Raw genomic sequence first — 26415 nt, forward strand, 5'->3', positions numbered from 1 at the left:
TCTTCGATGACATCACCATCCGTGAGCGGGCCCTCGGCTACCGGCGCCTCGCCGTCCCGGGTGGGCGACACGGCTGACGCTGACGACACGGGAGATCGCGAGGCCGTGGCAGCTCCGGCCGTAACTCCGGTCACCCCGGCCGCCGCCCGGGTCGGAGCGCGGCCGGGGCTGCTGCGGCCAGGCAGCGCGCGCAGGGCGTCCACGCGACGCACGTTCGGCCCCCGAGCGGCCGCGTCCGGCCGGGAAGCAGGATGCCGCCCAGGCAACGGCACCCCGCTGCCGCCCGATGCCACGGCGCCGGCAGGAACGCTGGCTGCAGAGGCGCTGTCGGTCGGCGCGCTGGCGGTCGACGTCGCCGACGTGGTGGCCGCCGCCGACGGGCTGCGGGGGGTCGCCCGGCGCACCCGGGTCGTGGCCGACGCCGACCTGACCCGGCTCACCGGCTCGCCGGTCTGGCTCAAGTGCGAACACGAGCAGCACACCGGTTCGTTCAAGCTGCGCGGCGCATATCACCGGATCGCGGCCGCTGGCCCGCACGCCCGCGAGCGGGGGGTCGTGGCCGCGAGCGCGGGTAACCACGCGCAGGGCGTCGCCTTCGCCGCGGCCCGGTTCGGCGTCGAAGCGACGATCTTCGTGCCGGAGAGCGCCAACCCGTCGAAGGTCGCCAGCACCCGGCGTTGGGGCGCCCGGGTCGAGTACGTCCCGGGCGGGGTCGACGCGGCGCTCGCGGCGGCGGCCGCGTTCGCGAACGAGGGCGGCCGGCTGCTGGTCCATCCCTTCGACGACGCCGCCGTCATCGCCGGGCAGGGGACGATCGGGCTGGAACTGCTCGAGCAGGTCCCGAACCTCGCCACCGTCATCGTCGGAGTCGGCGGTGGTGGTCTCCTGTGTGGCCTTGCCGTAGCGATCAAGGGCCTGCGCCCGGACGTCCGCGTCATCGGCGTCCAGTCCGCCGCCGCGCCGGCCTTCGCCACATCCTTCCGCGCCGGTCGCCGCGTCACGGTGCCCCCGGGCAGCGCCGGCACGACGGAGACGGTCGGCCAGCCGGGAACCGCCGCCGGCACCATCGCCGACGGGATGGCCGTGGCCGCGCCCGGGCGGCTCACCCTCGAGCTCGCCACCCGTCTCGTCGACGACGTCGTCACGGTCGACGAGAGTGCGTTCTGGGAGGCGATGGTCCTGCTGCGCCGGGCGGGCCAGCGGGTGGAGCCCGCGGGCGCGGCGGGTGTCGCCGCGTTGCTGCGGACCCCCCGGCTCGCGGTCGGGCCCACCGCGGTGGTGATCTCCGGCGGCAACCTTGACCCGGCCGTCGACGCCAGGGTCGCCGCACTCGCCGGCGCCGGCGCTGGTGCTCTCAGCGCTGCCGGTACCGGCAGCGTCGGTGCCGACCCGGCCGGCTCGGCCGGCTCGGCCGCGGGCCGTCGAACGGTTGCCTGACCGCCCGCGGCGCCGACCGGCGGGCCTGTGCCCGGAGGTTGGGGCAGGCGAGACCCGGCCGCGAGGGCTCGGGCGGGGCATGGAAGTGTCGGACCCGCCCGGCAGCATGGCGTGGCGGTCGGCGTGGCCGCGGCGCCGGGTGGTTGGCCCGTCGAACGTACGATCGAGGTCTGATGAGCACTCTTTTCGACGACACCTTCGGCCCCGGGGCCCTGGTCGACGGCGGTGCCCCGGCCGGCTCCGGCGACGACCACGAGCCGCACGGTGATCTTCCCGGTGGCGGTCGGGCGTCCCGTGGGGCCTTCGGCCCGGCGGTGCTCGAGCAGGGCGGCGCCACCCGCGCCCGGGCGCCCAGGCTCGACCCGGACGAGCTGCTCGAGGGGCTCAACCCGCAGCAGCGTGCCGCGGTGGTGCATGCCGGCTCGCCGTTGCTGGTCGTCGCGGGTGCCGGGTCCGGCAAGACCCGCGTGCTCACGCACCGGATCGCGTACCTGCTCGCGGCGCGCGGCGCGCGGCCCGGCGAGATCCTCGCGATCACCTTCACCAACAAGGCCGCCGGCGAGATGAAGGAGCGCGTCGAGGCGATCGTGGGCGGCCGCGCCCGGGCGATGTGGGTGAGCACCTTCCACTCCGCCTGCGTGCGCATCCTGCGCTCGGAGGCGAGCCGGCTTGGCTTCGGCTCCTCCTTCTCGATCTACGACGCGGCGGACGCCCAGCGCCTCATCACGCTGGTCACCAGGGATCTCGACCTCGATCCGAAGCGGCACACGGCCCGTGGGCTCGCCGCGGCGATCAGTGCGCTGAAGAACGAGCTGGTCGACTGGGAGACGGCCCGGGACAGGGCCACGAACCACATCGAGCGCACGGTCGCCGAGGTCTACGCCGCCTACCAGCAGCGCCTGACCCAGGCGAACGCGCTGGACTTCGACGACCTGATCATGACCACGGTCAACCTGCTACAGGCGTTCCCGGACGTCGCCGAGCACTACAGGCGCCGGTTCCGCCACGTCCTGGTGGACGAGTACCAGGACACCAACCACGCCCAGTACGTGCTCATCCGTGAGCTCGTGGGCCGCTCGGCGTCCTCGGCTGACGAGCCGGCTGCGGGCTCCGGCGAGGCTGTGTACTCCGGCGGTTCCGCGGAGCCCGACGGTTCCTCGGAGTACGGCGGTTCCGCTGAGCCCGACGGGGCGGGGTGGCCCGCGAAGGCGGTGCCGCCGTCGGGTGCCGTTCCGCCCGCGGAGCTGTGTGTCGTCGGTGACGCGGACCAGTCGATCTACGCCTTCCGTGGCGCGAACATCCGCAACATCGTCGAGTTCGAGCAGGACTTCCCGAACGCGGCGGTCATCCTGCTGGAGCAGAACTACCGCTCCACGCAGACGATCCTCTCCGCGGCGAACGCGGTCATCGCCCGCAACGCCCAGCGCAAGCCCAAGCGCCTGTGGTCGGACGCCGGTGACGGCGAGCGGATCGTCGGCTTCGTCGCCGACAACGAGCACGACGAGGCCGCGTTCGTCGCGGAGGAGATCGACCGCCTCGGCGACGAGAACCTGGCCAGGCCGGCGGACGTCGCCGTCTTCTACCGGACGAACGCGCAGAGCCGCGTGTTCGAGGAGATCTTCATCCGGGTCGGCCTGCCGTACCGGGTCGTCGGCGGCGTCCGGTTCTACGAGCGCCGCGAGATCCGTGATCTTCTCGCCTACCTGCGGGTGCTGGTGAACCCGACGGACACGGTGAACCTGCGGCGCATCCTGAACGTTCCGCGGCGCGGCATCGGTGACCGCGCGGAGGCGATGGTCTCGGCCTTCGCCGAGCGGGAGCGGATCGCCTTCTCCGAGGCGCTCACCCGGGTGGACGAGGTACCCGGCGTGGCGACCAGGTCGGCCCGCTCGATCCGAGATTTCGTCGCCCTCCTGGAGGGCCTGCGCGAGCAGCTGCCCGCTGGCCCGCTGGCCGTGATCGAGGCGACGCTGGAACGGACGGGCTACCTCTCGGAGCTGGTCGCGGAGGACACCATCGAGGCACAGGGCCGGGTGGAGAACCTGCGCGAACTCGTCGGGGTCGTCCAGGAGTTCACCGAGCGGCGCCCGGACGGCACCCTCGCCGAGTTCCTGGAGCAGGTGGCGCTCGTCGCCGACGCCGACCAGATACCCGACGACGACGGCTCGGACGGCGTGGTCACGCTGATGACCCTGCACAGCGCGAAGGGCCTCGAGTTCCCCGTCGTGTTCCTGACCGGGCTCGAGGACGGCGTCTTCCCGCACATGCGCACGCTTGGTGACCCGACCGGGCTGGAGGAGGAGCGCCGGCTCGCCTACGTGGGCGTCACCCGGGCCCGTGCGAGGCTGTACCTCACCAGGTCCCAGGTACGCAGCGCCTGGGGGCAGCCGGCCTACAACCCGCCGTCCCGGTTCCTGGGGGAGGTGCCGGACTCGCTCGTGGAGTGGCGGCGGCTGCCCGAGCCTGCCCCGGCCGCGGGCGGTGGGCGGTTCTCCGGCGGTGGGTCGGCGGGCGCGGGCAACGGTTCCGGTGGGTCCGGCGGGAAGCTGCCGAGCTCCCCGTTCGGGGCGAAGCCCAGCCGCCCGGCGGCGCGTCCGATCATCGAGCTGACCCCCGGCGACCGTGTCACCCACGACACGTTCGGTCTCGGTGTGGTCGTCACGACGAGCGGGGTGGGGGACTCGCGCCAGGCCAAGGTCGACTTCGGCGCCGAGACCGGCACGAAGGACCTCCTCCTGCGCTACGCCCCGGTCGAGAAGCTCTAGCCCGGAGGTCTGGCGGCGCGGCGGCGTGGGGCGTGGGGCGAGGTCAGCCCGCGTCGGCTGTCGCCGACGCCGCGGTCGGCAGGGCACCGAGGTCGTAGTCGTAGAGCCAGCCGGTCGCCCGTTCGTACATCCGCGGGAAGACGATCGGCATGATCAGGTCACGCAGCCGGGCGGCCACCGGGCCCGCGGTCTTGGCATCGCGGTTCGCGATGGCGGCCTTCACCATTTTCCCGAGCCGGTCGCCGCGCAGCCGGTCGTAGACCGCCAGCGCGTCGCTCGTAGTGGTCCGCCGGCCGAGCTCCCGCGCGAGGACGACGGCGTCCTCCAGCGCCATCGACGCGCCCTGCCCGGCGCCCACCGGATGGGCCGCGTCGCCGATCAGGACGATCCGGCCGTCATGGTGACCACGCACGAGCGGCAGGGTGTGCAGGAGCGTGCCGCCGTGCACGCGGGTCGTCGCGCGCAGGACGGCGACGGCCCGCTGAAGGAGAACCTGCTGCAGGCCCTGCTGGCCGACATGCACGGGCAGGCGGGCGAGGCGATGGCGGACGGGGCGATGCCGGGCGCGGGGGAGGAACCGGGGGATGGCACGGAGCATCCCCGCGAGCACGACCTCACCGACCGCGCGCAGATGCGTGCGCACCTGGCCGTGGCCTGGCGAGTGATGCGGGCCAACCTGCCGGTCGTGGTCGCGCTGTACAAGTCGGCCATCACCCGGGGGGTCCGGTCGGATGCCCTGTGGGAGCAGCTCGTCCAGGACACGGCCGTGCTGCGCGAGCACCTGGAGTACCTGCGGGACCGCGGCCACCGGCTGCCCGGCGAGCCGGTTCTCGTCGCCGCGGCGATGGGGGGCGCTGCTGTCGACGCTGGCCTACGCCCTGCTTCCGTCGAACGAGGCCGGCTTCTCCGACGAGGAAGTCGTCGGCACGCTCACCGAGCTGTTGCTCGCCGGTGTGCGGGGCGAGTCGCCGGAGGCCGGTGACCCGAGCTAGCGGCTCGGCCTCGGCGACTCGGTCGCACCAGGCTCGGTCTCAGTAGTGGACGCCGTGACCGGCGAGCCAGGTCAGCGGGTCGACCTTCGTCCCGTACTGGCCGTTGAGGCGGACCTCGAAGTGCAGGTGCGGACCGGTGGACTTGCCGGTGTTGCCCTCCAGGCCGATCTGCTCGCCGGTGGCGACCTCCTGCCCGAGTCGCACGTCGATGCGCGACAGGTGGCCGTAGCTGGTCACCACGTTGTTCTCGTGCATGATCTGCACAAAATTGCCGTATCCCGACTCCCAGCCGGCGTAGATGACGGTGCCGCGGTGCGCCGCGTGGATCGGCGTCCCGTGCGCCGCGCCGAAGTCCACGCCGATGTGACGGTTGGCGCCGCCGAATCCCTGGGTGATCCGTGCCTCGATCGGGCGGACCCACCGGGCGGCCTCCAGCCGCTCGGTCTCGGCGGCGGTCGCCGCGGCGTGCTGGCTCAACGTGGCCGCGGCCTCGCGGGCCACGATCTGGTCGGTGACCTGCAGGTAGGCGCTCAGCCGGCGCTGGGCCTCGGCGGCCTCGCCGTCGGGGGCCCCGGCGGAGAGATCGTCCGTTCCGTCGGCGGAGATGACGTTGACCGTTCCCGGCGCGGTACCGCTCGGGCCGGCGGACGCGCCGAGCACAGTGCCGGTCGGTCGGATCTCGGGCGACGGGGAGGTCTCCGAGTGCGCCACCCCGGTACTGTTGATCATGACAAGCCCGATGGTGGACGCCACCGCGGTGGCGACACCCGTGCGCCGTAGCTGGACGGCGGTGAAACCCGATCTACCGAACGCGGACGAGTCCTGCTCGTCGGAGGATCCAGCATTCCGGCGGCGGCGTGCTCCGTGTTCGGATCTCGGGAACTGCGGTCGCATCAACACGCACTCCCATGGTCGCAAGGCATCCGCCGGACAAACCGGTCGGGGAGGGGGACCTCTAAACCGATGAGGAGGCTACACCGTGCGATTCGGACAGATACCCCTAGCTAGCCACAAAGATGTGGCACTTTCGTGGTGGTCTGTGACGGTTGGCGACCGCCGGCGGAGTCCGTGGCCAGCCTGCGGGCGATCATGTGCGCCACCCCGCTGCTGAACGGCAGGCCGTGGTGCCCCGCCCCCTCGACGACCACGTTCTCGGTCACCAGGTCGGGATGGGTGAGCGCCGCCTCGCCCGGGCGGACCACCGTGTCGAGGCCGCCGGCGACGGCGATGAAGCGGGTCCGGACGCCGGGAGCCGGCTCGACGAGCTCCCTCAGCAGCGGTGAACCGGGGCGAAGCTGGCTGACGAGCCGGTAGGAGACGGCCTTCGGAACCAGGCAGGCCAGCCGGGTGCCGTTGTGTGGCGTCGCCAGCGTGACCAGGGTCTGCACGTGGTCGCCGCCGCCGAGCCGCTGCACGTAGTAGCGGGCCACCAGGCCGCCGAGCGAGTGGGCGACGATGTGCACGCCGGTGTCGCCGTGGCGGCCGGCGACCTGCTCGACGGTCTCGGCGAGCTGCGCCGCGGCCGCCTGGACGCTCGTTGCGAACAGCGGGATGTCCACCGAGGTCACAGTCGTGAAGCCGCGGCGGCGCAGGGAGCGTTCCAGCCGGGCGAACACGGACCGGTTGTCGACGAGGCCGTGTACCAGCAGGATCGGCGTCCCGGCCGCCATCGGGTCGCCGATGAGCAGGCCGCGTTGCAATGGTGTCAGGCCGGCGAGCCGGTAGCGGTCGGCGAGTCCGTCGTCGTCGCGGCGCCGGCGCGGCAGTGCCGCGGCCGGGTAGAGCGCGGCGTGGGTGGCCAGGCAGGCGGCCTCGACCACGAGGCCCTTCACGCCGTCGAGCTGGGCGCCGCCGATTCGGGTGAACAGCCGAGTGCCGATGACCGTCCCCTTCGTGACGACCTGTCTCCCGTGGCAGGTTGGGTTAACGACGTTACAGAAAGCCACCCAATCCTGTCGACCATTTTGCCCTTCGTTGGCGAAGGCGGACATCACTGTCGCGCATCGTCAGCTCGGTCAGCACCTCGGTCACCCGGTGTGCCAGGCCGGGCGGACCGGTGTCGCGCGGCGTGAGGACGCCGTCGGCGAAACCCAGGCTGACCAGGTCCGACGGGCGCAGCCCCGCGGTGTCCGCGGCCTGCTCGACGCTGATCCGGAGCGTGGTGGCCGTGCCCTCGGGTGACAGCGCCGTGACGTAACTGTCCGGCGACATCAGGACCACATCGGTACAGCACGCCGCCAGCGCCCCACCCGAGCCGCCCTCACCGACGATCACGGAGAGCGTCGGCGACGCGCAGCCGAGCACCTCCGCCATCGCCGCGCCGATCTCGGCCGCGATGCCACCCGCCTCGGCCGCTGGCCCGCACTCCGCCCCCGGGGTGTCGACCAGCGTGACGAGTGGCAGGCCGAGCCGGCTGGCGAGGCCCGCGGCCCGCACGAGCAGCCGGTACCCGGCCGGCCCCGGCGCGCCGCCGCGTTCGACCGCCAGCGCGACCCCCACGGCGCGCGGCCCGAGCCCGCCTGCGCCGGGTTCACCGCCTGCGCTCAATTCCCCGTCGGCGCTGTGTTCCCCGTCGGTGACGGGCGTCCCGGCCAGCCGGCCGACCCGGGCGCGCACCGTGCGATCCGGGCCGGTCAGGTCCACCCCGGCGGGGAACAGGCCGTCCAGGATGTCGCCCGCATGCCTGCGCTGGCCGGTGCGGGCGGCGAGGACCTGCTCCCACCCGCCGCGGGCCGGCGCCGGCCCACTCCCCGCCCGGCTGGCGTCGGCCCGGCTGTTGTCGGCGATGCCGGCCCGGTCGCCGTCGGCGTCTGTCCTGGCGGGCCGGTCGGGCGTGCGCGCGGCGGGCAGGACACGGGCGGGAACGGCGACCGCGTCCAGCGCGCGCCGCAGCCACGAGGCGACGGCGGCTGGCGCGACGGCCGCGTCCACCAGCCCGGCGGCGTGGGCGGCCGCCGCCGTGTGGCTGGCGCCGGCCGGGGGAGCCTCGCCGGTGACCGCGGCCACCACCCGGGGCCCGGCGAACCCCACCGTCGCGCCCAGCACGGCGCACCGCAGATCGGCGCGGGAGCCCACGGTGACCCACATCCCGCCGGTGGTCGGCTGGTCCGAGACGGCGACATGGGGGAGGCCCGCCGCGGCGACCTCGGCGAGCGCGAGGGACACCCGGGCCAGCCCCACCAGCCCGGCCACGCCCTCCTGCAGCCGCGTCCCACCGCTGCGCACGAGTGACACCAGCGGAAGCCGCCCGGCGACGGCCGCGGCCGCCGCGTCCGCGAACGCGCCCGCGTCGGCCTCCCCGAAGCTGCCCCCGTTGACCGCGAAGTCCCAGACCGCGACGACGGCGTCCACGCCCTCGACCGGGCCGGTGCCCCACCACAGCGCGGGACGTCCGTCGTAGCCCGGCCAGCCGAGGCGGTTGGGCGCGCCGGCGACGGCGGGCCGGCGGATGACATCGGCCAGGACGGCGGCCCGCCAGTCCCGGGCCGTGGCGGTGGAATCGCGCTCAGCCATGCCTACAGATCCTCGCCGCGATCGGCTCCGGCAGTGCTGTGACGTGTGGGATCGCTCGTCCGCCCGCCCCCGGTCACCGTCGGCCCGCCACAGCCGGCCGGTCTGCCCGTTCCCGCCGGGGTCCTGAATCGTCCGGCGCCGGCACGCCGTCCCGCGGCCGGGGCGCCGCAGGTGGGATGCCGCGGCTGGGATGAGGCGGGCGAGGCAGGCTCGGAAATCGTCCTGGACGCCGGCAGGGTGCGGTTACGTTGTCGCCCGCTGTCGCTGACCCGTCGGCCGTGCGTCATAAGGTGCGGAATAGTCTTGTGTGCTCTGTTCGTGGAGCGGTCACACGGCGCCCGGCCGGCCGAGGGGAGTCATGCTCACACCGCTGACGGACGACGACCCGAGGCAGGTCGGCCGGTACCGGCTCCACAACCGGATCGGTGCCGGCGGGATGGGCACCGTCTACCTCGGCTTCACCCCTGGCTCCGAACCGGTCGCGGTGAAGGTGGCCGCCGCCGAGCTGTCCGAGGACGACGAGTTCCGGTCCCGCTTCGAGCGCGAGGTCCGGGCCGCGCTGCGGGTCCGGGGCGGTGCCGTGGCCAGCGTGCTGGACGCGGACACGAGCGCCGCCCAGCCGTGGATGGTGACCGAGTACGTCGAGGGCGTCAGCCTGGCCGACGCCGTCCGCCGCCGGGGGCGGCTGGAGGCGCACCTCGTGCGCGGGCTGGCTGTCGGCCTCGCCGACGCGCTGGTCGCGATCCACGCGGCGGGCGTCGTCCACCGCGACCTGAAGCCGTCGAACATCCTGCTCGCCTGGGACGGCCCCAAGGTCATCGACTTCGGCATCGCGCAGCTCACCGACAGCGCCACCCTGACCAGGACCGGTCATGTCATCGGCACCCTGGCGTGGATGGCGCCGGAGCAGATGCGCGGCGAACCGGCCGGCACCGCGGCGGACGTCTTCGCCTGGGCGAGCTGCGTCACCTACGCCACGACCGGTCGCCACCCGTTCCACGCCGACGCCCCCGACCTGCTGGCGCAGCGCGTCCAGCGCGACGAGCCCGACCTCGACGCGGTTCCGCCCTACCTGCGCGGCCTGGTCGGCCAGGCGCTGGCCAAGGCACCGCGCGAGCGACCGGGGGCGTCCGGTCTGCTGGCCGCGCTCGTCGGGCATGAGGTACACGGCGTCACCGACGCCGACGCGGCCGCGGGGTCCGTCCTCGAGCAGACCTGGACGGGGCCGTCGCCGGCGTTCGGCACGCCGCCGGCCGTGGCCGCGCGCCCTCCCGCCCGGCCGGCTTCGAGTGGGCCGTCGCGTTCCAGCCCGTCCGGATGGGCCAACTCGCCGGGGGCCGCCTGGCTGCCGGGGGTCTCTCCGGCGCCGGGACCGCCCGCGGCGCCCACCCCGTCGTCGACGCCCGGGTCGTCGTCGGCACCGGGGCCGTCGTTGCCGTCGCCACCCACCGCGTCGGGCCCGCTGGGTCCACCGCCGCCGGCCTCGGCGTTCCGCGCGACCTCCGGTCCCGGTCTCGCGCGGCGCGGCCCGGGCGGCCCCGGCGGCGAATCCACGTACCGCCCGGCTGACCCGATGCCGCCGGCCGCTCCGCCCGACCCGCGATCGTGGCCGGCGCGGGGAGCGGCGGCGTCCGGGCGGCCGGCGGCCGGCGCTGATCCGGCGCAGCCGCCCTACCAGCCCGGACGTACCTCCGCGGGGCCGGCGCCGTTCCCGGTACCGAGCGGGTACGCCCAGGCGCGGCCGGGCGGGCCCGTCGCGCCCGCGGCCGTGCCGGAGGCGCCCGCCGGGTACCCGCCGCCCGTCGGGCCGGCCGGGCACCACGGGCCGGCGGGACAGGCGGGACAGGCGGGACAGGCGGCCCGGCCGCCGGCCCCCGGCGGCCGCGCGTCGCCCGCCCGCCGCGCCGGTCAGGGCCCTGGGCCCTTCGAGCGGTGGAACACCTGCGCGCTGCTGTCGCTGGCCCTGGGCATCCTGTGGATCTTTGGCCTCGGCAGCGTCGCGGCGGTGGCGCTGGGCCATGTCGGGCGGCTGCAGATCCGCCGCCGGGGCCAGCGGGGCTCGCTCGCCGCGACGGTGGGCATCGGCCTGGGGTGGCTCGGCATCGCCACGAGCGCGGTGATCGCGGCCCTGGTGCGGCTCATTCTCTGAGGAACTTCTCTGCGGAGCGGAAGGGCTCTCGCGGCGCGTATCTCCTCCGTGAGCTGATCAGTGTTCCCCATGGTTGTGTGAGATCGGACATATCCGAGTGTGCCGTCGCGGTGGGAAACCGAGGCCGGTGCGCCCGCGCGCGGGCCTGGTAACGGTCCGCCACGGGGCGTGTTGCCCCGCGGTGTCCCTGCGGTTGCCGGTCTCGCGGGCCGTCCCGGACACGAAATGAAGCGAAACCCGCACTCCTGACGAGGGTTCCGCGCGAAGTGCCGCTGGCACGAAAGCGCGCCGGCCGGCCCGGCGGACGGGTGCGCGGCGGGGGTGCGGGGCCGGGCGGTGCCCGTGGAGGAGGTGACGGGGATCAACTCTGGGTCACCGGTCGGCGCCGAGCGTCCCAACGGCCTCGTCAGTAGGCTCGCAGGCGTTCTGTGCATCCCCTGACCGACCGCATCCGACTGGACGGACCGTGGATCTCTTCGAATACCAGGCGAAGAAGCTTTTCGCCGAACATGGCGTACCGGTACCCACCGGGAAGATTGCCACAACCCCCCAACAGGCACGTGAGATCGCGACCGAGCTCGGCGGCAAGGTGGTCGTCAAGGCTCAGGTCAAGGCCGGAGGCCGAGGCAAGGCCGGCGGTGTGAAGGTCGCCGACGGGCCCGACGACGCGTTCGAGAAGGCGTCGGCGATCCTGGGGATGGACATCAAGGGCCACACGGTCCACTCCGTCCTCGTCGAGCAGGCCAGCAACATCGCGGAGGAGTACTACGCCTCCTTCCTGCTCGACCGGGCGAACCGCACGTTCCTCGCCATGGCCTCCCGTGAGGGCGGCATGGAGATCGAGGAGGTCGCGGCCACCAACCCGGAGGCGCTCGCGCGCATCCACATCGACCCGCTGACCGGCGTGGACGCGGCCAAGGCCCGCGAGATCGCCGTCGCCGCCAAGCTGCCCGAGGCCGCCCTCGAGGGTGCGTCCGTGCTGCTGGTGAAGCTGTGGGAGGTGTTCGTCAAGGCCGACGCCACGCTGGTCGAGGTGAACCCGCTCATCCTGACCGGCGACGGCAAGGTCATCGCGCTCGACGGCAAGGTGACCCTGGACGAGAACGCGGATTTCCGGCACCCGGAGAACGCCGAGCTCGTCGACGTCGCCGCGGTCGACCCGCTGGAGCAGAAGGCCAAGGAGAAGGGCCTCAACTACGTCAAGCTCGAGGGCCAGGTCGGGATCATCGGCAACGGTGCCGGCCTCGTCATGTCGACGCTGGACGTCGTGACCTACGCCGGTGAGGAGTTCGGTGGCCAGCGGCCGGCGAACTTCCTCGACATCGGCGGTGGCGCCTCGGCCGAGGTGATGGCGAACGGCCTGTCGATCATCCTGAGCGACCCGTCCGTGAAGAGCGTCTTCGTCAACATCTTCGGCGGGATCACGGCCTGTGACGCCGTCGCGAACGGCATCGTCCAGGCGCTCGCCATCGTCGGGGACGTCAGCACCCCGCTGGTGGTGCGTCTCGACGGCAACAACGCCGAGGAGGGCCGCCGGATCCTGAAGGAGGCCAACCTCCCGGTGGTCAAGCCGGTGGACACGATGGACGGCGCAGCGAAGCTCGCCGCCGAGCTCGCCGCGGCCGCGGCCTGACCTGGGTCGGAGGACACAACCGATGGCTATCTGGCTTGACGAGAACAGCCGCGTGGTGGTGCAGGGCATCACCGGTGGCGAGGGCAGCAAGCACACCCGGCGGATGCTGGCGGCGGGCACCAAGGTCGTCGCCGGCGTGAACGCGCGCAAGGTCGGCCAGCAGGTCGAGGGGGTCCCGGTCTTCGGCTCGGTGGCCGACGCCATGGCCGAGACCGGCGCCAACGTCTCGGTGATCTTCGTTCCGCCGAGGTTCACCAAGGATGCCGCGATCGAGGCGGTCGACGCCGCGATCCCGCTCGCCGTCGTCATCACCGAGGGCGTGCCGGTGCACGACACGACCGAGTTCTTCGCCTACTCGCAGTCCAAGGGCACGACCCGGATCATCGGGCCGAACTGCCCCGGAATCGCCAGCCCGGGCGTCTCCAACGCCGGCATCATCCCCGCCGACATCACGCCGGGCGGGCGGATCGGCCTGGTCAGCAAGAGCGGCACGCTGACCTACCAGATGATGTACGAGCTGCGTGAGTTCGGTTTCTCCACCTGCGTCGGCATCGGCGGTGACCCGGTCATCGGGACCACGCACATCGACGCCCTCGACGCGTTCCAGGCCGACCCGGGCACCGACGCGATCGTCATGATCGGTGAGATCGGCGGTGACGCGGAGGAGCGTGCCGCGGCCCACATCGACGCGCACGTGACGAAGCCCGTCGTGGGTTACGTCGCCGGGTTCACCGCCCCGGAAGGCAAGACCATGGGCCACGCCGGCGCGATCGTCTCGGGCTCCTCGGGTACCGCGCAGGCCAAGAAGGAGGCCCTCGAGAAGGCCGGTGTGCGTGTCGGCAAGACCCCAACCGAAACGGCGCGACTGATGGCTGACATCATGCGTTCGTTGTAGCTCTGTTCGCGGGGGGTCTTCCTCTGACCTGGGGGAAGGCCCCCGCGTCGGGCGGTCCAGGGGTTCTTTGGGTCGTTGGGGCGGGGACGCGGACGCGAACGCTTTCCGTCTTGCGGCGTTGCTGTAAGACTCCTGATGTGGTCAGGGTGGGCTGTGGGACGATGGTCGGCCCACCCGACCGACCGACCTGACGAAGTGGGGATTGTTGTCGTGGTACAGATTGGTGGTCGTAACGTCGCGACCAACGACGTCGGGATCATGGCCGCCGGCGCCGTAGCGTTCATCTTCAGCTTCCTGGCGTGGTTCTCGCTCAAGGGCGACTTCTTCGGCTCGTCCTATTCCGACAGCGCGAGCGCGTGGAACACCGACGTCGGTGGCTGGTTCTGGGGATGGCTCGCCATCCTCCTCCTCCTCGCGGTCGCGGGGCTGACCGCGGCCCTCACGTTCGTCGCCAATCTCCGCCTCCCGACGCTCCCGGTCCCGCTCCCGCTGGTCCTGGCCGGTGCCTCCGGGCTCGCCGTGCTGCTGATTCTGATCCGTTGGATCGCCTACCCCAAGATTCCTGAAGGCTTTGAGGGCGGCGCTTCGTACGGCCTGTTCATCGGGCTGATCGCGGCCATCGCGCAGACGGTGTTCGGGGTACTGAACATCCGTTCCGGTTCTGGTGTCACGGGCCAGCCGCCGCAGCCCGGTGGCTGGCCGGGCCAGGGCCAGCCCCCGTACGGCCAGCCGCCCGCCGGGTACGGCCAGCCCTACGGCCAGCAGCCGCCCGCCGGGTACGGCCAGCAGCCGCCGGCCGGTTACGGGCAGCAGCCGCCGGCCGGTGGTTACGGGCAGCAGCCGCCCACGGGCGGGTACGGCCAGCCGCCGCAGGGCGGTTATGGCCAGCAGCAGGGCGGTTACGGCCAGCAGCAGGGCGGCTATGGTCAGCAGCCCGGTTACGGGCAGCAGCCGCCGGCCGGTGGTTACGGGCAGCAGCCGCCCACGGGCGGGTACGGCCAGCCGCCGCAGGGCGGTTACGGCCAGCCGCCGTCGGATCGCTAGATCCCCTCACCGGACGACGTCCGGTGACGGAGGGAGAGAGCCAGTGGCGCCACCCGCTGGCCGGTTCGCCGGCCGCCCGGTCACGTACGGGCTTGCGGCTGGTGGCGCGCTGGTCCTCATCTCCGGGTTCCGCCCCTGGTTCGCCCCGGCGGACGCCGCCTACGGGACGTCGTCCGCCGGCTGGGACGCCGGTCCGGCCGGGCGCCTCGCGCTGGTCCTCGGCCTGCTGCTGACCGCCGGCGTTCTCCTTCCCCTGATCATCCGACGTCTCCCGGTTTTGTCTCGTGCCGAGGACCGGATGCTCGGCTGGGCCCACCGCCGTCACCACGACGTACGCGGATGGGCCACGGCGCGACTCGCGCGCGCGCCGCGCGGTTCCGATGGCGCCGACGGATTCGGCGGCCTCGCGGCCCGGGTGGCGCTGCGGGTCGCCGACACGCCGCCCGCCCGGCTGACCGCCGCCGTCGCCGTTGCCGTCGCCGGCGCGGCGGTGATGGCGATCCTGATCGGGTGGATGACGGCGCCGGCCATGGTCGATCCCGTCCTGCCGGCCGGCGGCCATCCGGCGATGCCCGGTGTGGCCCGGGACGGGCTGTTCGCCGGGCTCGCGGGCACGACGGTCGAACTCGTCGCCTGTGCGTGGGCGCTGCGCCGCGCGCGGGCCGAGGGTTAGCGCTCAGGTGGGGGCGGCGGCGGCCGGGATCGTACCGGCGTGGCCGGCCGGAGCGGTGCGACCGGCGTGTCCTGTTACCGACCTGGGTCGTTCTCGTATATCTCGGCGTGTTGTCCCGGAAGTGGTCCTCCGTCCGTGCGAGCCTGCCGAGCGTGGGTGCTCCCGTGCGAAACTCCGGCGCGTTCACCGGGGCCGTCCGCGGGCGTGAGCCCGCCGCGGACGCAGCCGGCACCGCCGACGCCGAGCAGGCCGCCGGCGGGCCGCCGCGGGCCTGGCGGCGACTCGGCCGCCCGGTCGTCAGCGCCGTCACGACCAGCGCCGTGGGGCTGGTCGTCATCGAGCTCGTCGTGCTCGTCGTGTGGGGAACGGACACCAGCTCGTCCGCCGGCCCGGACACCGCGGCACGGGTCGGCGCGGATCTGTGGCTGCTCGCGCACGGCGCCACCATCCACCTGCCCGGCGGGACCGTCGACTTCCTCCCGGTGGGGCTGGCGCTGCTTCCCCTCCTCGCGGCGACGACCGCCGCGCACCGCCTGGCGACCGGCAATCTCGAGCGGCTGCCGCCCGCGCGGGGTTTGCGCCCGGCCGGCCTGCGTCCGTCGAGCCTGCGCCCGGGCCGGTCAGCGCGGGCCGGGACACCGCCGCCCTGGCGAGCGCTGGGCCGCGATGTCGCACTCGTCGCCGTCACCCAGACGGTCTTCGTCCTGCTGGTCGCGCTCGTCGTGTCGGCGCCGGCCGCGCGCCCGGATCTGCTCACCGTCGTCGTTGGCGCGCTGTCGTTCAGCGTGACCGGCGCGTCGGTCGGAGCCCTCTCCGGCTACGGCGCGCTGCGGTCGGTCTGGCGTGCCCTGCCCGGCATGGTCAGGGTGCCCGTCACGGCCGCGTTCACCTCGTTCACCGCGCTGCTGGGCGCGTCCGCCTTCGGGGTCGCGCTGGTCCTGGCCGCGACCCTGCCCGAGATCGCCGCGGCCGACCGCGGCCTGGGCACCGGCGTGGTCGGCGGCGTCGGGCTGGCCGCCGTCCAGCTCGCGGTGCTTCCCAACCTGGTCATCTGGGCGCTGGCGTACACGCTCGGCCCGGGTTTCGGCACCGGCGGCGGCTTCGTCCGGCCGGACGCGGTGCACCCGGCGATGCTGCCTGACCTGCCGGTCTTCGCCGCGCTGCCGCCCGGCCCGCTGCCACGGCCCGGCTGGCTCGTGCTGGCGCTGGTGCCCGTCGTCGCCGGGATCATGCTCGCGGTGTCGGTGCGCCGCTGCGCCGGGCAGATCAGCCACCGGCGCCGGCTGGCGGCGGTGCTTGCCGCGGCGGGGCTCAGCGGGGTGCTGATGATGTTCACCGCGCACCTGTCGGCCGGCCGGCTGGGCGACGCGTCCGGCCGTTTCGGGCCGACGGGATGGTCGGTGGGGCTGGCGGCCGCGGGAGAGCTGGCCGTGGTGGGCGTCGTGGTGTGCTGCCTGGCCGAGATGGTGGCGCGGCGTGCCGGTCAGCCGTTCGAGGTCGGCTCGGTGCGCAGCGCTTCGCTGAAGCGGCGGCTGCACTCGTCGAGCGCCTGGGGCGACCGGGCCTCGCGCCGGCATTCCTGATAGCGGTGCAGGTCGTCGCCGTGCCGTTCGTAGAAGGCCCACGTCCCGCCGGCGACGGTGACCGCGACCAGCAGTGAGAGGGCGCCGAGCGCCAGCCCGGCCGTGCCCATGCCGCCGCCGGTCCCGCCTCGGCGGGCGTGGGCGCGGGCCCGCATTCCCGTCACGATGGCGGCGATCCCGACGGCGCCGCCGACGACCGCGATGCTGGTGACCAGCGCGACCACCCCGAGGGTCAGCGAGATCCGCCCGGTTCGGCGCCCGGGCACCGGCTCCCGGCCGGGCCGGCCGGCACCGCGGCCGTACCGAGCGGCCAGGCGGTCCGCGAACGGGCCGGCCGGTGCCGGCCCTGTTGCCTCGCTGTGACCCGACGGAGGGTGTGCGGCTGGCTCGGTGAAGCCGGCGGAGTCCCGGGCACGGTCCTGGCGGGAGCCCTGGTCGGAGTCCTGGTGGGAGTGGTCGGACACGGTTCCTGCGCCTCCCGGCCGCCTGCCGGCCGGCTCCGGACTCGGTTCCGCGGCCGGCCGTGGATGTTCTCGGACGACATCGTAGGAGTCGGGCGGGCGTGATCCGTGCCGGACCGGAATGTCGGCCCCGTCCGTTACGGTCTCCCCGATTGATCAACCGTGGGAGGGTGCATGCCGAGCACGTCGAAGGCGCTGCGGGTCGAGGCGACCCGGCTGCGCGCCCTGGGCTGGACATACCAGCGCATCGCCCTGGAGCTGCGCCTACGTCATCGCCTCAACGCGCGCGTCGCGTACCGCCTGGCCCATGGCTGGACGCAGGAGGAGGTCGCTCGGCGCTGGAACGAGCGCTGGCCCGGGCCGGGCGCGACCAAGACGGGCAAGACGATCTCGTACTGGGAGATCTGGCCGGCCCGCGGCGGCCGAGCCCCCTCGGCGCGCACACTGGCCAGGCTCGCGGCGCTCTACCATTGCCGCCCCGGCGACCTGCTCGACGGAACGGATCACGACGACCTGGACGAGCTCCCCGGGCGGGTGCCGTCCGAGCGTGGCCCCCGCCGTGGTCTGAGTCGGTATCGCCACCAGGATCAGGGCTCCTTCGCCCCCGCGGGCGAGGAGCGGGAGCCGCTGGCCGCGCCGACCGGCGGCTCCACCGAGCCGGCCGGCGCCCCGCGCCCCGCATCGCCGTGCGCCGCATCCCCGTCCCTCGGGTCCCCGTGCGCCGGCGAGTGTGCCGATCCCTTCTGCGGCGGGTGCCACGGCGGCGGCGACGGGAACACCGACTGTGTGCGCGCGCCGGTCATGGTGATGATGCATCAGGACGCCCCCGGGGCGCCCCTCGTCCCGAGCCGCGCGGCATGACACCCGGTCCGGTCCGGGCCGCGGGCGAGCGTGGTGCGCGCCGTGCTTGTCCGGCGTGTCGTGAGCCACCGGGTCAGTACATTCGGACAGTTGCCGCCGTGGGTCGTGTCCGCGCGCGGCCGAGTTCTCGACCGGTCCGGTGCCGGCCGGCCGACCACCCACGGAGGGTCCTGTGCCCGCTCGCCTAGTCGTCCTCGCCTCGGGGGCCGGCACCACCCTGCAGGCTGTCCTCGAAGCCTGCGCGGACCCGGCCTTCGGCGCGCGGGTCGTCGCGGTCGGCACCGACCGGCCGGACACGGGTGCGCAGCGGCGCGCGGAGGCGGTCGGGGTACCGGTGTTCACGGTGCGGCTCGAGGAGTGCGCCGATCGCGCCGCCTTCAACGACGCGACCGCCGCGCGGATCGCCGAGCACACGCCGGACCTGCTCGTCCTCGCCGGGTACATGAAGGTTCTCGGCAGCCAGGTGATCGGCCGGTTCCCCACGGTGAACACCCATCCCTCGCTGCTCCCGGCCTTCCCGGGCGCCCACGCCGTGCGCGACGCGCTCGCCGCCGGCGTCCGGGTCAGCGGAGTGACCGTGCACTGGGTCGACGAGGGCGTCGACACCGGTCCGGTGATCGACCAGGCGGCCGTCCCGGTCGAGCCCACGGATGACGAGGACGCGCTGCGGGCACGCATCCAGGCGGTGGAACGGCGGCTGTTCGTGGCCGTCATCGGTCGTGTCGTCCGGCGGGAGCTCCCGCTGGCGGGCGCACGCGCGGGTAGTGCGGGTAGTACAGGAACGGGGGAGGCGGCGATCGGCCCGGTGCTCGCTGCCGGCCCGAGCGCCGGCCGTGATCAGGTGGAACCCGCCCGCGCGGGCGGTGGGCCGGCACTCGCCGGCCCTGCCGGCGGGAGCCATTCCGGTGGGGTCCACGCAGAGAAACATCATGCCGACGGAGGCATCGTGGAAGGTTCAGGAGGGGTCATGGCGGGGGAGTCGAGCACGGGCGCGGGGCCTGGTGACACGAGCGGGGTCGCGGGTGTGGCGGGTGTGGCAGGTGCGGCGGGCGCGGCAGGCGCCGGCCCGGCCGGCGGCCGGCCGGCCGAGGGCTCGGCGGAGCTGGTGGCGACGGGCCACCGGAGGTTGCGCCGGGCCCTGGTGAGCGTCTACGACAAGGCCGGTCTGGAGGAGCTCGCCACCGCGTTCGTCGAGGCGGGGGTCGAGGTGGTCTCCACCGGTTCGACGGCCGAGGTCCTGGCCCGCCACGGTGTGGCGGTCACCCCGGTCAGCACGGTCACCGGCTTCCCGGAGGTGCTCGGCGGCCGGGTCAAGACGCTGCACCCGCGAGTGCACGCCGGTCTGCTGGCGGACCTGCGCAACGCCGAGCACGCCGCCGTCCTGGCGGAGCTCGACATCGAGCCGTTCGACCTGCTCGTCGTAAACCTCTATCCGTTCCGCGAGACCGTCGCCTCGGGCGCGACCGAGGACGAGGCGATCGAGCAGATCGACATCGGCGGGCCGGCCATGCTGCGGGCGGCGGCGAAGAACCACGCCTCGGTCGCCGTGGTGGTGTCGCCGCAGGACTACGGCGACCTGGCCGCGGCCGTTCGCGGGTCCGGCTACGACCTCCCCGCCCGGCGCCGGCTGGCGGCCCGCGCCTTCGCGCACACCGCGTCCTACGACGCGGCGGTCGCCTCCTGGTTCGCCAGCGCGCTGGCCCCCGACGACACCGCCCGTGAGACGGGCTGGCCGGACGTCCTCGCGGCCCAGTGGCACCGGTCCAGCGTCCTGCGGTATGGCGAGAACCCGCACCAGCGCGCCGCGCTGTACGTGGGCGAGGACGGCAGCCCCGGGCTCGCGTCCGCGCGCCAGCTCCACGGCAAGCCGATGTCCTACAACAACTACACCGACACCGACGCGGCCTGGCGGTCGGTGTTCGACTTCGCGGACCCGGCCGTCGCGGTGATCAAGCATGCCAACCCGTGTGGCATCGCCGTCGGTGCCACCGTCGCCGAGGCGCACCGCAAGGCCCACGCCTGCGACCCGGTGTCGGCGTTCGGCGGCGTGATCGCGGTGAACCGCCCGGTGAGTGTGGAGCTCGCCGAGCAGATCGCGGAGATCTTCACCGAGGTCGTCGTGGCGCCCGACTACGAGCCCGGGGCCGTCGAGATCCTCGCCCGCAAGCCGTCGATCCGCCTGCTCGTCTGCGCGCCGCCGACCCACTCGCGCGGGGTCGAGATGCGCCAGGTCAGCGGTGGGATGCTGCTGCAGTCACGGGACGCGCTCGACACCCCCGGCGACCACCCGTCGGGCTGGACGCTCGAGGCCGGTGCCCCGGTCGACGACAGCACCCTCGCCGACCTCGGCTTCGCCTGGCGCGCGGTTCGCTCGGTGAAGTCGAACGCGATCCTGCTCGCCGCGGACAACGCGACCGTCGGGGTCGGCATGGGGCAGGTCAACCGGGTGGACGCGGCGCGCCTCGCCGTGACCCGCGCCGGCGACCGGGCGAAGGGCTCGGTGGCCGCCAGCGACGCGTTCTTCCCGTTCCCCGACGGCTTCCAGGTTCTCGCCGACGCGGGAGTGCGGGCGGTTGTCGAGCCGGGTGGCTCGGTGCGCGACGATCTCGTGATCGCGGCCGCGCGGGAGTCCGGTGTCGCGCTGTACTTCACCGGTGTCCGGCACTTCGCCCACTGAGCGCCGCCCACTGAGCGTGGCCCACCGCGTCGTCCGCGGAGCGTCGCCCACCGGGCGTGGTCCGCTCGCACGTCGCACGTCGCACGTCGCACGTCGCACGTCGCACGTCGCACGTCGCACGTCGCACGTCGCACGTCGCACGTCGCACGTCGCACGTCGCACGGGAGCGTCGGCGCTGACGCCCGGCGCACCGGCGCCGTCACCCCGCGGGGATCGACATCGGTCCCCGCGGGGTGATCAGGTTGCGCTGCCCACCCCGGTCAGGAGGTGGAGCCGACCTCCGCCGCGGCGGTACCGCGGCGGCTGACGGTCGGGCTGCCGTTCGCGGCGGCGCCGTTCGGTGACACCGGGGTCGTGCCGCCCGGCAGGTCCGCGGTCGGCACGTACCGCTGCGCGACCCAGTCGAGCGCCTCTCGCCAGCTCGCTCCGTAGAGGACGGAGATCCGGTCGGCGGTCTGGCGCGCGAGCGCCTGCACGAAGACCCGGTCGTCGCTGTCGAGATGACGCGCGTCGCCGAAGGTCTCCCACGCCCGGAACATCAGTTCCTGAAGCTTCTTGCTGTGCGGCGAATCGTCTGCCACGTCGAACTCCCTACCATTTGGGGACCGCGGCGGCAGTCTCCCCCAGTCGCGCACGACGTGTGCACTCGGGGGGTCTATCCCGTTGGTGGTGGAGTGTGTCGACACCCTCCGGTGTGGATTCTCCGGGATGTGTCCGTAGTGTTGGCGGTCCGGGGTTCGGAGGGAGAAGTCCTTGTGGCAAGGGGTATCCTCCGATTCCGTGGCCAGCAGGGTCGGTTTCGAGGCAGAGTGATCCCGTTGTGTCTCAGGTGTCCGGCTCGATCGCGGGGTGCCTCGAACGGGTCAGCCCGGTGGAGCCATCGCATCGTCCATCGGCCGCACCACACCGAGCCGGACGGCCTCGTTGGCGAGGCGCCCGCGGCGGTTCGGTCCGGGCGCGATCCCGAACTTGCGGTACAGGCGGAGCAGGTGCTGTTTGACCGCCCCCTCGGTGACGACAAGGTCCCGGGCGATCTCCCGCGCCGAGCGGGGCATCACGAAGACCCCCGGCTCGGTCAGCGGCCGGCACAGGGCGCGCAGCACATCCCACTCGCGGCGCGTCAGGTCGGGCGGGTCGGGGATGCGCATCCCGGCGGTGGTGCCGGCCAGGCCCTCCAGGCCGGTGAGGCTCGGTGGCTCCTCGTCCCGGACGCCGTTTCCGCTCGGCGACAGCCTCTGGTCCGCGAGGCGGGCAGGCTCCTCCGCCACCAGGGCGGGCCGCTCGTCCAGGACCCGCACCCCCGCCGCCCCGAACCGGACGACGTCGCCGTCCGCGAGCACCTTGCGGCCGACGAGGCGCCCGTTCACCCGGGTGCCGTTGCGCGACAGCCCGAGATCGGCCACATACACGTACGGCCCGCGGCGGACGATCTCGGCATGCAACCGGGAGACGCTGGCGTCCGGGAGCGAGACGTGCACGCCCGGCCCGCGACCCACGGTGGTCACATCCTCGGTCAGCTCGACGACCTCACCTGTCCGTTCGATCCGCAGACTCGGCCCGTCCACTGTCGGTTACCTCCCCCTTCCAATGCCGGAGCACGCGGCTGCGCAGCTCCGGCCGGTTGTCCAGAACTCCTCGATCAATCCCCGGTGGCGAGCCTGATAACACCACCAGGCGATGTGGCCCTTCACCGGCCACGATGTCCCCGGTCGTCCCGGCTCCGTACGGGATGAGCGCGGCGGTGCCCGCGGGCCCGCGGGCGACCCCGTGGACCGGCCGCCCGGGCCGGCCCGGGCGGCGGGCGGCTGCCCGCCGGGTGACGGCCGGCGCCTACTGTGTGGCCTCAGTAGCCCGCGCGCGGGGGATACGCGCGCGGGGGCGGGCCTGAGGAGGCGGAGAGCAGGTGACCGAGACGGTCCCGGGTGCGTGGGGTCGGCCTGATCGGGAGCGCGGCGCGCGCGCCGGCGGCGCCCGGCGGGCCGAGGGGCGGCACTCCGAGTGGCCTTCCGAGATCCAGGCCGGGGAACCGTCCGAACCGGACTCCGGGCGGTGGCGCTCCGAGGAGGCCGCCAACCCCGGCTCCGAGCGGGACACCGGGCAGTGGCCCCCGCCCGCGTGGCCACCGCAGGCGTGGCGCCCGGAGCCCGCGGCCCCGCGGCGCGGCCGCCCGGACCACGAGCGCCTGGACCACGAGCGCCTGGACCACGAGCGCCTGGACCACGAACGGCCGGATCACGGATGGCCGGAGCGTGGGCGACCGGACCATGGCAGGCCAGGGCGCGGCCGCCAGGCCGGCGAGCGACCGGGCCATGAAGGGCCGGGCTGGGGACGTCCGGCGGACGGCGGCGCGGACCGGGGCTCGGACCGGCGGCAGCGGCGGGAGCCCTCGCAGGGCTGGCCGCCGCCGGGAGAGGGCCCGCCGGCGGGCCCATGGGCGCAGCCGCACCACACCGACGGCCCCGGCGTCGCGGACCATCGCCTCGACCACTCACGTGCTGGCGATCCGCTCACTGAACGTCAGCTCGTCAGTTCCGCTGATCCCGCGGGTGCCGAAGGTCGGCCCGTCCCTGAGCCGGGAGCCGGTGGTGGCGCGGGCCGGCCGTCCCGCCGCCGGTCGGCGGGATCGGCGACCGGCGGCCGCCTCGGCCGGATCGTCTTCGGCGGCATCCTCGGCGGTGTCGCGCTGGGCCTGCTCTTCGTCTCACAGGACCACTGGCGGCGGGGGTTGCTCACCGCGGGCGGTGTCCTTCTTGTGGCCGCCCTACTGCGGCTGTGCCTTCCCACCCGGCAGGTGGGGATGCTCGCCGTGCGGGGCCGGGTCTTCGACACCGTGACCCTCGTCGTGCTGGGCACGGCTGTGATCGTGCTCACCTCCACCGTGCCGTACAGCGGTGGCTGACCCGACCCGTCCACCGAAAGCGGCTGTTGGGGTCACGGTCTGGCACGACGCCGCCGGCGAACGCCGTGCGCGGCTGCGCACGGCCGGCCCGAGCGGGCGTGGCGCACGTCGCCGACCCGTGCCCTGGATCCGACTCGCGCGATAGCCTCGGCTGGTCATCGGACAACCGTGCACAGATGAGCGGGGCGAAGCGCGCCTATGGCGAACCGTCACGTAGCCCTGATCCTCGGCGGCGGCACCGGGCCCGAGCTGACCGATGCTCCCCTGTGGGGTGGCCAGCCCGTCGCCGAAGAGATCGCCAGGAGGGCACGTCGGTCACCTGCGACCACTACGCCGGCGCCTGAAGACCCCGCCGTGGGCACCGCCGAGATCGTCGACGCGATCATCGCGATACTGGGGAGCTGATCAGTCCAATGCCCGGAAAAGTCACTGTCGTCGGGGCCGGTTTCTACGGTTCGACGACCGCGCAGCGACTTGCTGAGTACAACATCTTCGACACGGTCGTCATCATCGACATCGTCGAGGGCAAGCCGCAGGGCCAGGCGCTCGACCTCAATCAGTCCCGGTCGATCGAGGGCTTCGAGACCAAGGTCGTCGGGACCAACGACTACGCCGACACCGCCGGTTCCGACGTGGTCGTCATCACCGCCGGCCTGCCCCGTAAGCCGGGCATGAGCCGGATGGACCTCATCGAGGTCAATGCCAAGATCGTCCGTCAGGTGTCGGAGAGCATCGCGAAGACGTCGCCGGACGCGGTCGTCGTCGTGGTCTCCAACCCGCTCGACGAGATGACCGCGCTCGCCGCGAACGTGCTGGGCTTCCCGCGCTCGCGGGTGCTCGGCCAGGCGGGCATGCTCGACACCGCCCGCTTCACCGACTTCGTCGCGGAGACGCTGAACGTGCCGGTCGCGTCGGTGAAGACCCTGACGCTGGGCTCGCACGGCGACACGATGGTCCCGGTGCCCTCGCAGTGCACCGTCGACGGCAAGCCGTTGAGCGACCTCCTCCCGGCGGACAAGATCGAGGAGCTGGTCAACCGGACCCGCAACGGAGGCGCGGAGGTCGTCGCGCTGCTCAAGACCGGTTCGGCCTACTACGCTCCGTCCGCGGCGGCGGCCCGCATGGTCAAGGCGGTCGCCGAGGACTCCGGCGCCGTCATGCCGGTCTGTGCCTGGGTACAGGGCGAGTTCGGTATCTCCGACGTCTACCTCGGCGTGCCCGCGCAGATCGGCGCCGGGGGCGTGAAGAAGGTTGTCGAGATCGACCTGACCGGCTCCGAGCTCGCCGCGCTCAAGACGGCCGCCGAGGCCGTGCGCGCCAAGCAGGCGGACGTCGCCAGCCTGTAGCGGCGGCGACCAGCCGACAGCTGACCAGCCGGTAGCTTTCGCTCCGCCGGCCCACGCACCCACAGGACGCGCTCGGACCCCGGGAACCTCCGGGACCACCGACCCTGCGGGCCCGCTGGGCCGGCGGGTGAGCGTGGGCCGGTGGGTGAGTGAGGTCCGGTGGGTGAGTGAGGGCGAGCGTGGGCGAGTTCGGGTGGGCTCAGCGCGCCGCGGTGAACACACGCCGCAGCCCGAGCCGGGCCAGTGACCCGGCCGGGATCGTTCCCTTACCCAGCCCGATCTCGACGAGGCTGTCGTACAGCTCGGTGCGGCGGCTGGCGGAGCGGACCGCGGCGTCCATCAGCGGGCGGTGGCGGCCGGCGAGCCCGGCGAGCAGCGACGTGTGCCGCAGGTGCCTGCCCAGCTCGCCGTCCAGGGCGCGTCGGTAGGCCCGCCCGGCGGCCGGGCCCGGGTCGGTGATCGCCGCCTGGCCGGCCAGCGATCCCGACAGCAGCGCGTAGTAGATGCCCTCACCGGTCAACGGATTGATCAGCGACGCGGCGTCCCCGGCGAGGAGCACGGGGCCGTCCGGCAGTCGTGGGCGGTGCGTGGACAGCGGCAGGTGGTGTGCGCGCAGGGTGCCCTCGTAGGCGGGGGTGTCCGGCAGCAGCCGGGCCAGCGTCCCGTGCAGGACGGCCTTCGGTGTCGTGCCCGCCGCGCGCAGCCGCGAGCGGAGCATGCCGTACCCGATGTTGGCCCGGCCGTCCCCGATCGGGAACGACCAGGCGTAGGCCGGCCAGCCCTCGTCCGTCATCTCGATGAGCTGCTCGGGCGGGCGGTCGTCCTTGGGTGCGTCCGCGTAGGCACGGACGGCGATCGCCAGACCCTCGGGCGGGTTCGGTGCGATGCCCAGCGCCCGGCGCACGGTCGAGTTCGCGCCGTCCGCGCCGACGACGACCCGTGCGCGCAGCACGCCGCCGTCCACGGTGACCACCGGCTCGCCCCCGCCGCCGGCGGTGACCTCCAGCGAGCGCACCCGCCGCCGGAGGAACTCGGCGCCGCGGGCGCGCGCGGCGGCGACGAGGCGGGCGTCGAAGACCTCCCGCGGGATCACGTGCGTCGCCCGCTCGGACGGCGTGGCGACCTCGGCACCGCCAGGTGTGCGCAGGCGCATCCGGTCCACCGGGCGGTACCCGCTGGTCGCGTCGGTGATGCCCAGTGCGCGCAGGACGTCCACGCCGTGCGGTGCGATGCCGTCCCCGCAGGTCTTGTCGCGGGGGAAGTCCGCGGCGTCGACGATCACGACCCGGGCGTCGGGCCGCAGTTGCAGCGCCCGCAGCGCAGCCGCGCTGCCCGCCGGGCCGCCGCCCACCACGAGCAGGTCTACCGGCGGCCCGTTCCCGGTGCCGGGAACGGCGGCGTGGACGGGGCTGGGTGCGTGGATGGGCACGCCAGCCAGTGTGGCAGCCGGCGTCCCGGCACCGGTCGGCCGGCAGTTCGTAGAGTGC

Annotated in this window: 22 protein-coding genes; 14 read left to right on the forward strand and 8 right to left on the reverse strand. The window is 74.0% G+C overall.

Features of this window, described 5'->3' with window-relative positions; translation table 11 throughout:
• Nucleotides 1-6: 6 nt before the first annotated feature.
• Nucleotides 7-1437, forward strand: coding sequence for a pyridoxal-phosphate dependent enzyme (locus AC559T_RS10555; RefSeq protein WP_498868578.1), 1431 nt, complete (start codon nt 7-9; stop codon nt 1435-1437).
• Between the two features lie 173 nt (nt 1438-1610).
• Nucleotides 1611-4202, forward strand: coding sequence for a DNA helicase PcrA (gene pcrA / locus AC559T_RS10560; RefSeq protein WP_498868579.1), 2592 nt, complete (start codon nt 1611-1613; stop codon nt 4200-4202).
• A 43-nt stretch (nt 4203-4245) separates the two neighbouring features.
• Here pcrA and AC559T_RS10565 read toward each other — a convergent pair whose 3' ends face one another.
• Nucleotides 4246-4614: an FAD-dependent monooxygenase gene (locus tag AC559T_RS10565; protein WP_498868580.1), complete on the reverse strand. Its 369-nt coding sequence runs from the start codon at nt 4612-4614 to the stop codon at nt 4246-4248.
• On the opposite strand from AC559T_RS10565, the gene AC559T_RS10570 reads away from it, so the two are divergent.
• The gene (locus AC559T_RS10570) at nt 4600-5184 is read left to right on the forward strand and encodes a hypothetical protein (RefSeq protein ID WP_498868581.1); all 585 of its coding nucleotides are present in this window, start codon (nt 4600-4602) and stop codon (nt 5182-5184) included. The genes AC559T_RS10565 and AC559T_RS10570 overlap by 15 nt on opposite strands.
• Nucleotides 5185-5233: 49 nt before the next feature.
• On the opposite strand, the gene AC559T_RS10575 is transcribed toward AC559T_RS10570, so the two are convergent.
• The 3 genes from AC559T_RS10575 to AC559T_RS10585 form a co-directional block, all read right to left on the reverse strand.
• Nucleotides 5234-5923, reverse strand: a complete 690-nt coding sequence (locus tag AC559T_RS10575) for a M23 family metallopeptidase (RefSeq protein WP_498868582.1) — start codon at nt 5921-5923, stop codon at nt 5234-5236.
• Nucleotides 5924-6198: 275 nt separating this feature from the next.
• Complete coding sequence (locus AC559T_RS10580; protein ID WP_071066103.1) at nt 6199-7140, reverse strand: lipase family alpha/beta hydrolase; 942 nt, start codon at nt 7138-7140, stop codon at nt 6199-6201.
• Entirely contained in the window at nt 7127-8707 is a 1581-nt protein-coding gene (locus AC559T_RS10585) for a carboxyl transferase domain-containing protein (protein ID WP_498868583.1), read from the reverse strand. The genes AC559T_RS10580 and AC559T_RS10585 overlap by 14 nt, the downstream gene beginning before the upstream one ends.
• Nucleotides 8708-9065: 358 nt before the next feature.
• Here AC559T_RS10585 and AC559T_RS10590 point away from each other — a divergent pair, with 358 nt between their 5' ends.
• The 6 genes from AC559T_RS10590 to AC559T_RS10615 all read left to right on the forward strand — a co-directional run bounded on the left by AC559T_RS10590 (nt 9066) and on the right by AC559T_RS10615 (nt 16684).
• Nucleotides 9066-10856, forward strand: a complete 1791-nt coding sequence (locus tag AC559T_RS10590; protein ID WP_131625055.1) for a protein kinase domain-containing protein — start codon at nt 9066-9068, stop codon at nt 10854-10856.
• Nucleotides 10857-11322: 466 nt separating this feature from the next.
• Nucleotides 11323-12489: an ADP-forming succinate--CoA ligase subunit beta gene (sucC, locus tag AC559T_RS10595; RefSeq protein ID WP_071066100.1), complete on the forward strand. Its 1167-nt coding sequence runs from the start codon at nt 11323-11325 to the stop codon at nt 12487-12489.
• A gap of 22 nt (nt 12490-12511) precedes the next feature.
• Nucleotides 12512-13384, forward strand: coding sequence for a succinate--CoA ligase subunit alpha (sucD, locus tag AC559T_RS10600; RefSeq protein WP_020463421.1), 873 nt, complete (start codon nt 12512-12514; stop codon nt 13382-13384).
• 210 nt (nt 13385-13594) lie between these two features.
• Complete coding sequence (locus AC559T_RS10605; protein ID WP_498868584.1) at nt 13595-14428, forward strand: hypothetical protein; 834 nt, start codon at nt 13595-13597, stop codon at nt 14426-14428.
• Between the two features lie 43 nt (nt 14429-14471).
• Nucleotides 14472-15101, forward strand: a complete 630-nt coding sequence (locus AC559T_RS10610) for a hypothetical protein (protein WP_498868585.1) — start codon at nt 14472-14474, stop codon at nt 15099-15101.
• A gap of 164 nt (nt 15102-15265) precedes the next feature.
• A complete protein-coding gene (locus AC559T_RS10615) occupies nt 15266-16684 on the forward strand; it encodes a cell division protein PerM (RefSeq protein ID WP_112106543.1) in 1419 nt (472 codons plus the stop codon).
• Here AC559T_RS10615 and AC559T_RS10620 read toward each other — a convergent pair.
• Entirely contained in the window at nt 16585-17148 is a 564-nt protein-coding gene (locus AC559T_RS10620; RefSeq protein ID WP_071066096.1) for a hypothetical protein, read from the reverse strand. The genes AC559T_RS10615 and AC559T_RS10620 overlap by 100 nt on opposite strands.
• Nucleotides 17149-17319: 171 nt before the next feature.
• Between AC559T_RS10620 and AC559T_RS10625 the strand changes: the two genes are divergently transcribed.
• Nucleotides 17320-18006 (forward strand): helix-turn-helix transcriptional regulator, encoded by a 687-nt coding sequence (locus AC559T_RS10625; protein WP_498868586.1) that lies wholly within the window; start codon nt 17320-17322, stop codon nt 18004-18006.
• Nucleotides 18007-18178: 172 nt separating this feature from the next.
• Entirely contained in the window at nt 18179-20683 is a 2505-nt protein-coding gene (gene purH, locus AC559T_RS10630) for a bifunctional phosphoribosylaminoimidazolecarboxamide formyltransferase/IMP cyclohydrolase (protein WP_498868587.1), read from the forward strand.
• Between the two features lie 260 nt (nt 20684-20943).
• Here the strand turns inward: purH and AC559T_RS10635 are convergent, their stop codons facing one another.
• Both AC559T_RS10635 and AC559T_RS10640 read right to left on the reverse strand, forming a co-directional pair.
• Nucleotides 20944-21264, reverse strand: a complete 321-nt coding sequence (locus AC559T_RS10635) for a hypothetical protein (protein WP_071066094.1) — start codon at nt 21262-21264, stop codon at nt 20944-20946.
• A 282-nt stretch (nt 21265-21546) separates the two neighbouring features.
• Nucleotides 21547-22248, reverse strand: a complete 702-nt coding sequence (locus AC559T_RS10640) for an FHA domain-containing protein (protein WP_498868588.1) — start codon at nt 22246-22248, stop codon at nt 21547-21549.
• Between the two features lie 338 nt (nt 22249-22586).
• Between AC559T_RS10640 and AC559T_RS10645 the strand changes: the two genes are divergently transcribed.
• The 3 genes from AC559T_RS10645 to mdh all read left to right on the forward strand — a co-directional run bounded on the left by AC559T_RS10645 (nt 22587) and on the right by mdh (nt 24928).
• Complete coding sequence (locus AC559T_RS10645) at nt 22587-23582, forward strand: DUF3017 domain-containing protein (protein WP_498868589.1); 996 nt, start codon at nt 22587-22589, stop codon at nt 23580-23582.
• 198 nt (nt 23583-23780) lie between these two features.
• Complete coding sequence (locus AC559T_RS10650) at nt 23781-23987, forward strand: hypothetical protein (RefSeq protein ID WP_071066092.1); 207 nt, start codon at nt 23781-23783, stop codon at nt 23985-23987.
• Between the two features lie 8 nt (nt 23988-23995).
• Nucleotides 23996-24928 carry a malate dehydrogenase gene (gene mdh / locus AC559T_RS10655; protein ID WP_071066091.1) on the forward strand — a complete coding sequence of 311 codons (933 nt, stop codon included), beginning with the start codon at nt 23996-23998 and terminating at the stop codon, nt 24926-24928.
• Between the two features lie 199 nt (nt 24929-25127).
• Here mdh and AC559T_RS10660 read toward each other — a convergent pair whose 3' ends face one another.
• Entirely contained in the window at nt 25128-26351 is a 1224-nt protein-coding gene (locus AC559T_RS10660) for an NAD(P)/FAD-dependent oxidoreductase (RefSeq protein ID WP_235014029.1), read from the reverse strand.
• Nucleotides 26352-26415 lie beyond the last annotated feature (64 nt).

It is taken from the genome of Frankia sp. Hr75.2 (assembly GCF_949319125.1).
Lineage (GTDB): Bacteria > Actinomycetota > Actinomycetes > Frankiales > Frankiaceae > Parafrankia > Parafrankia soli.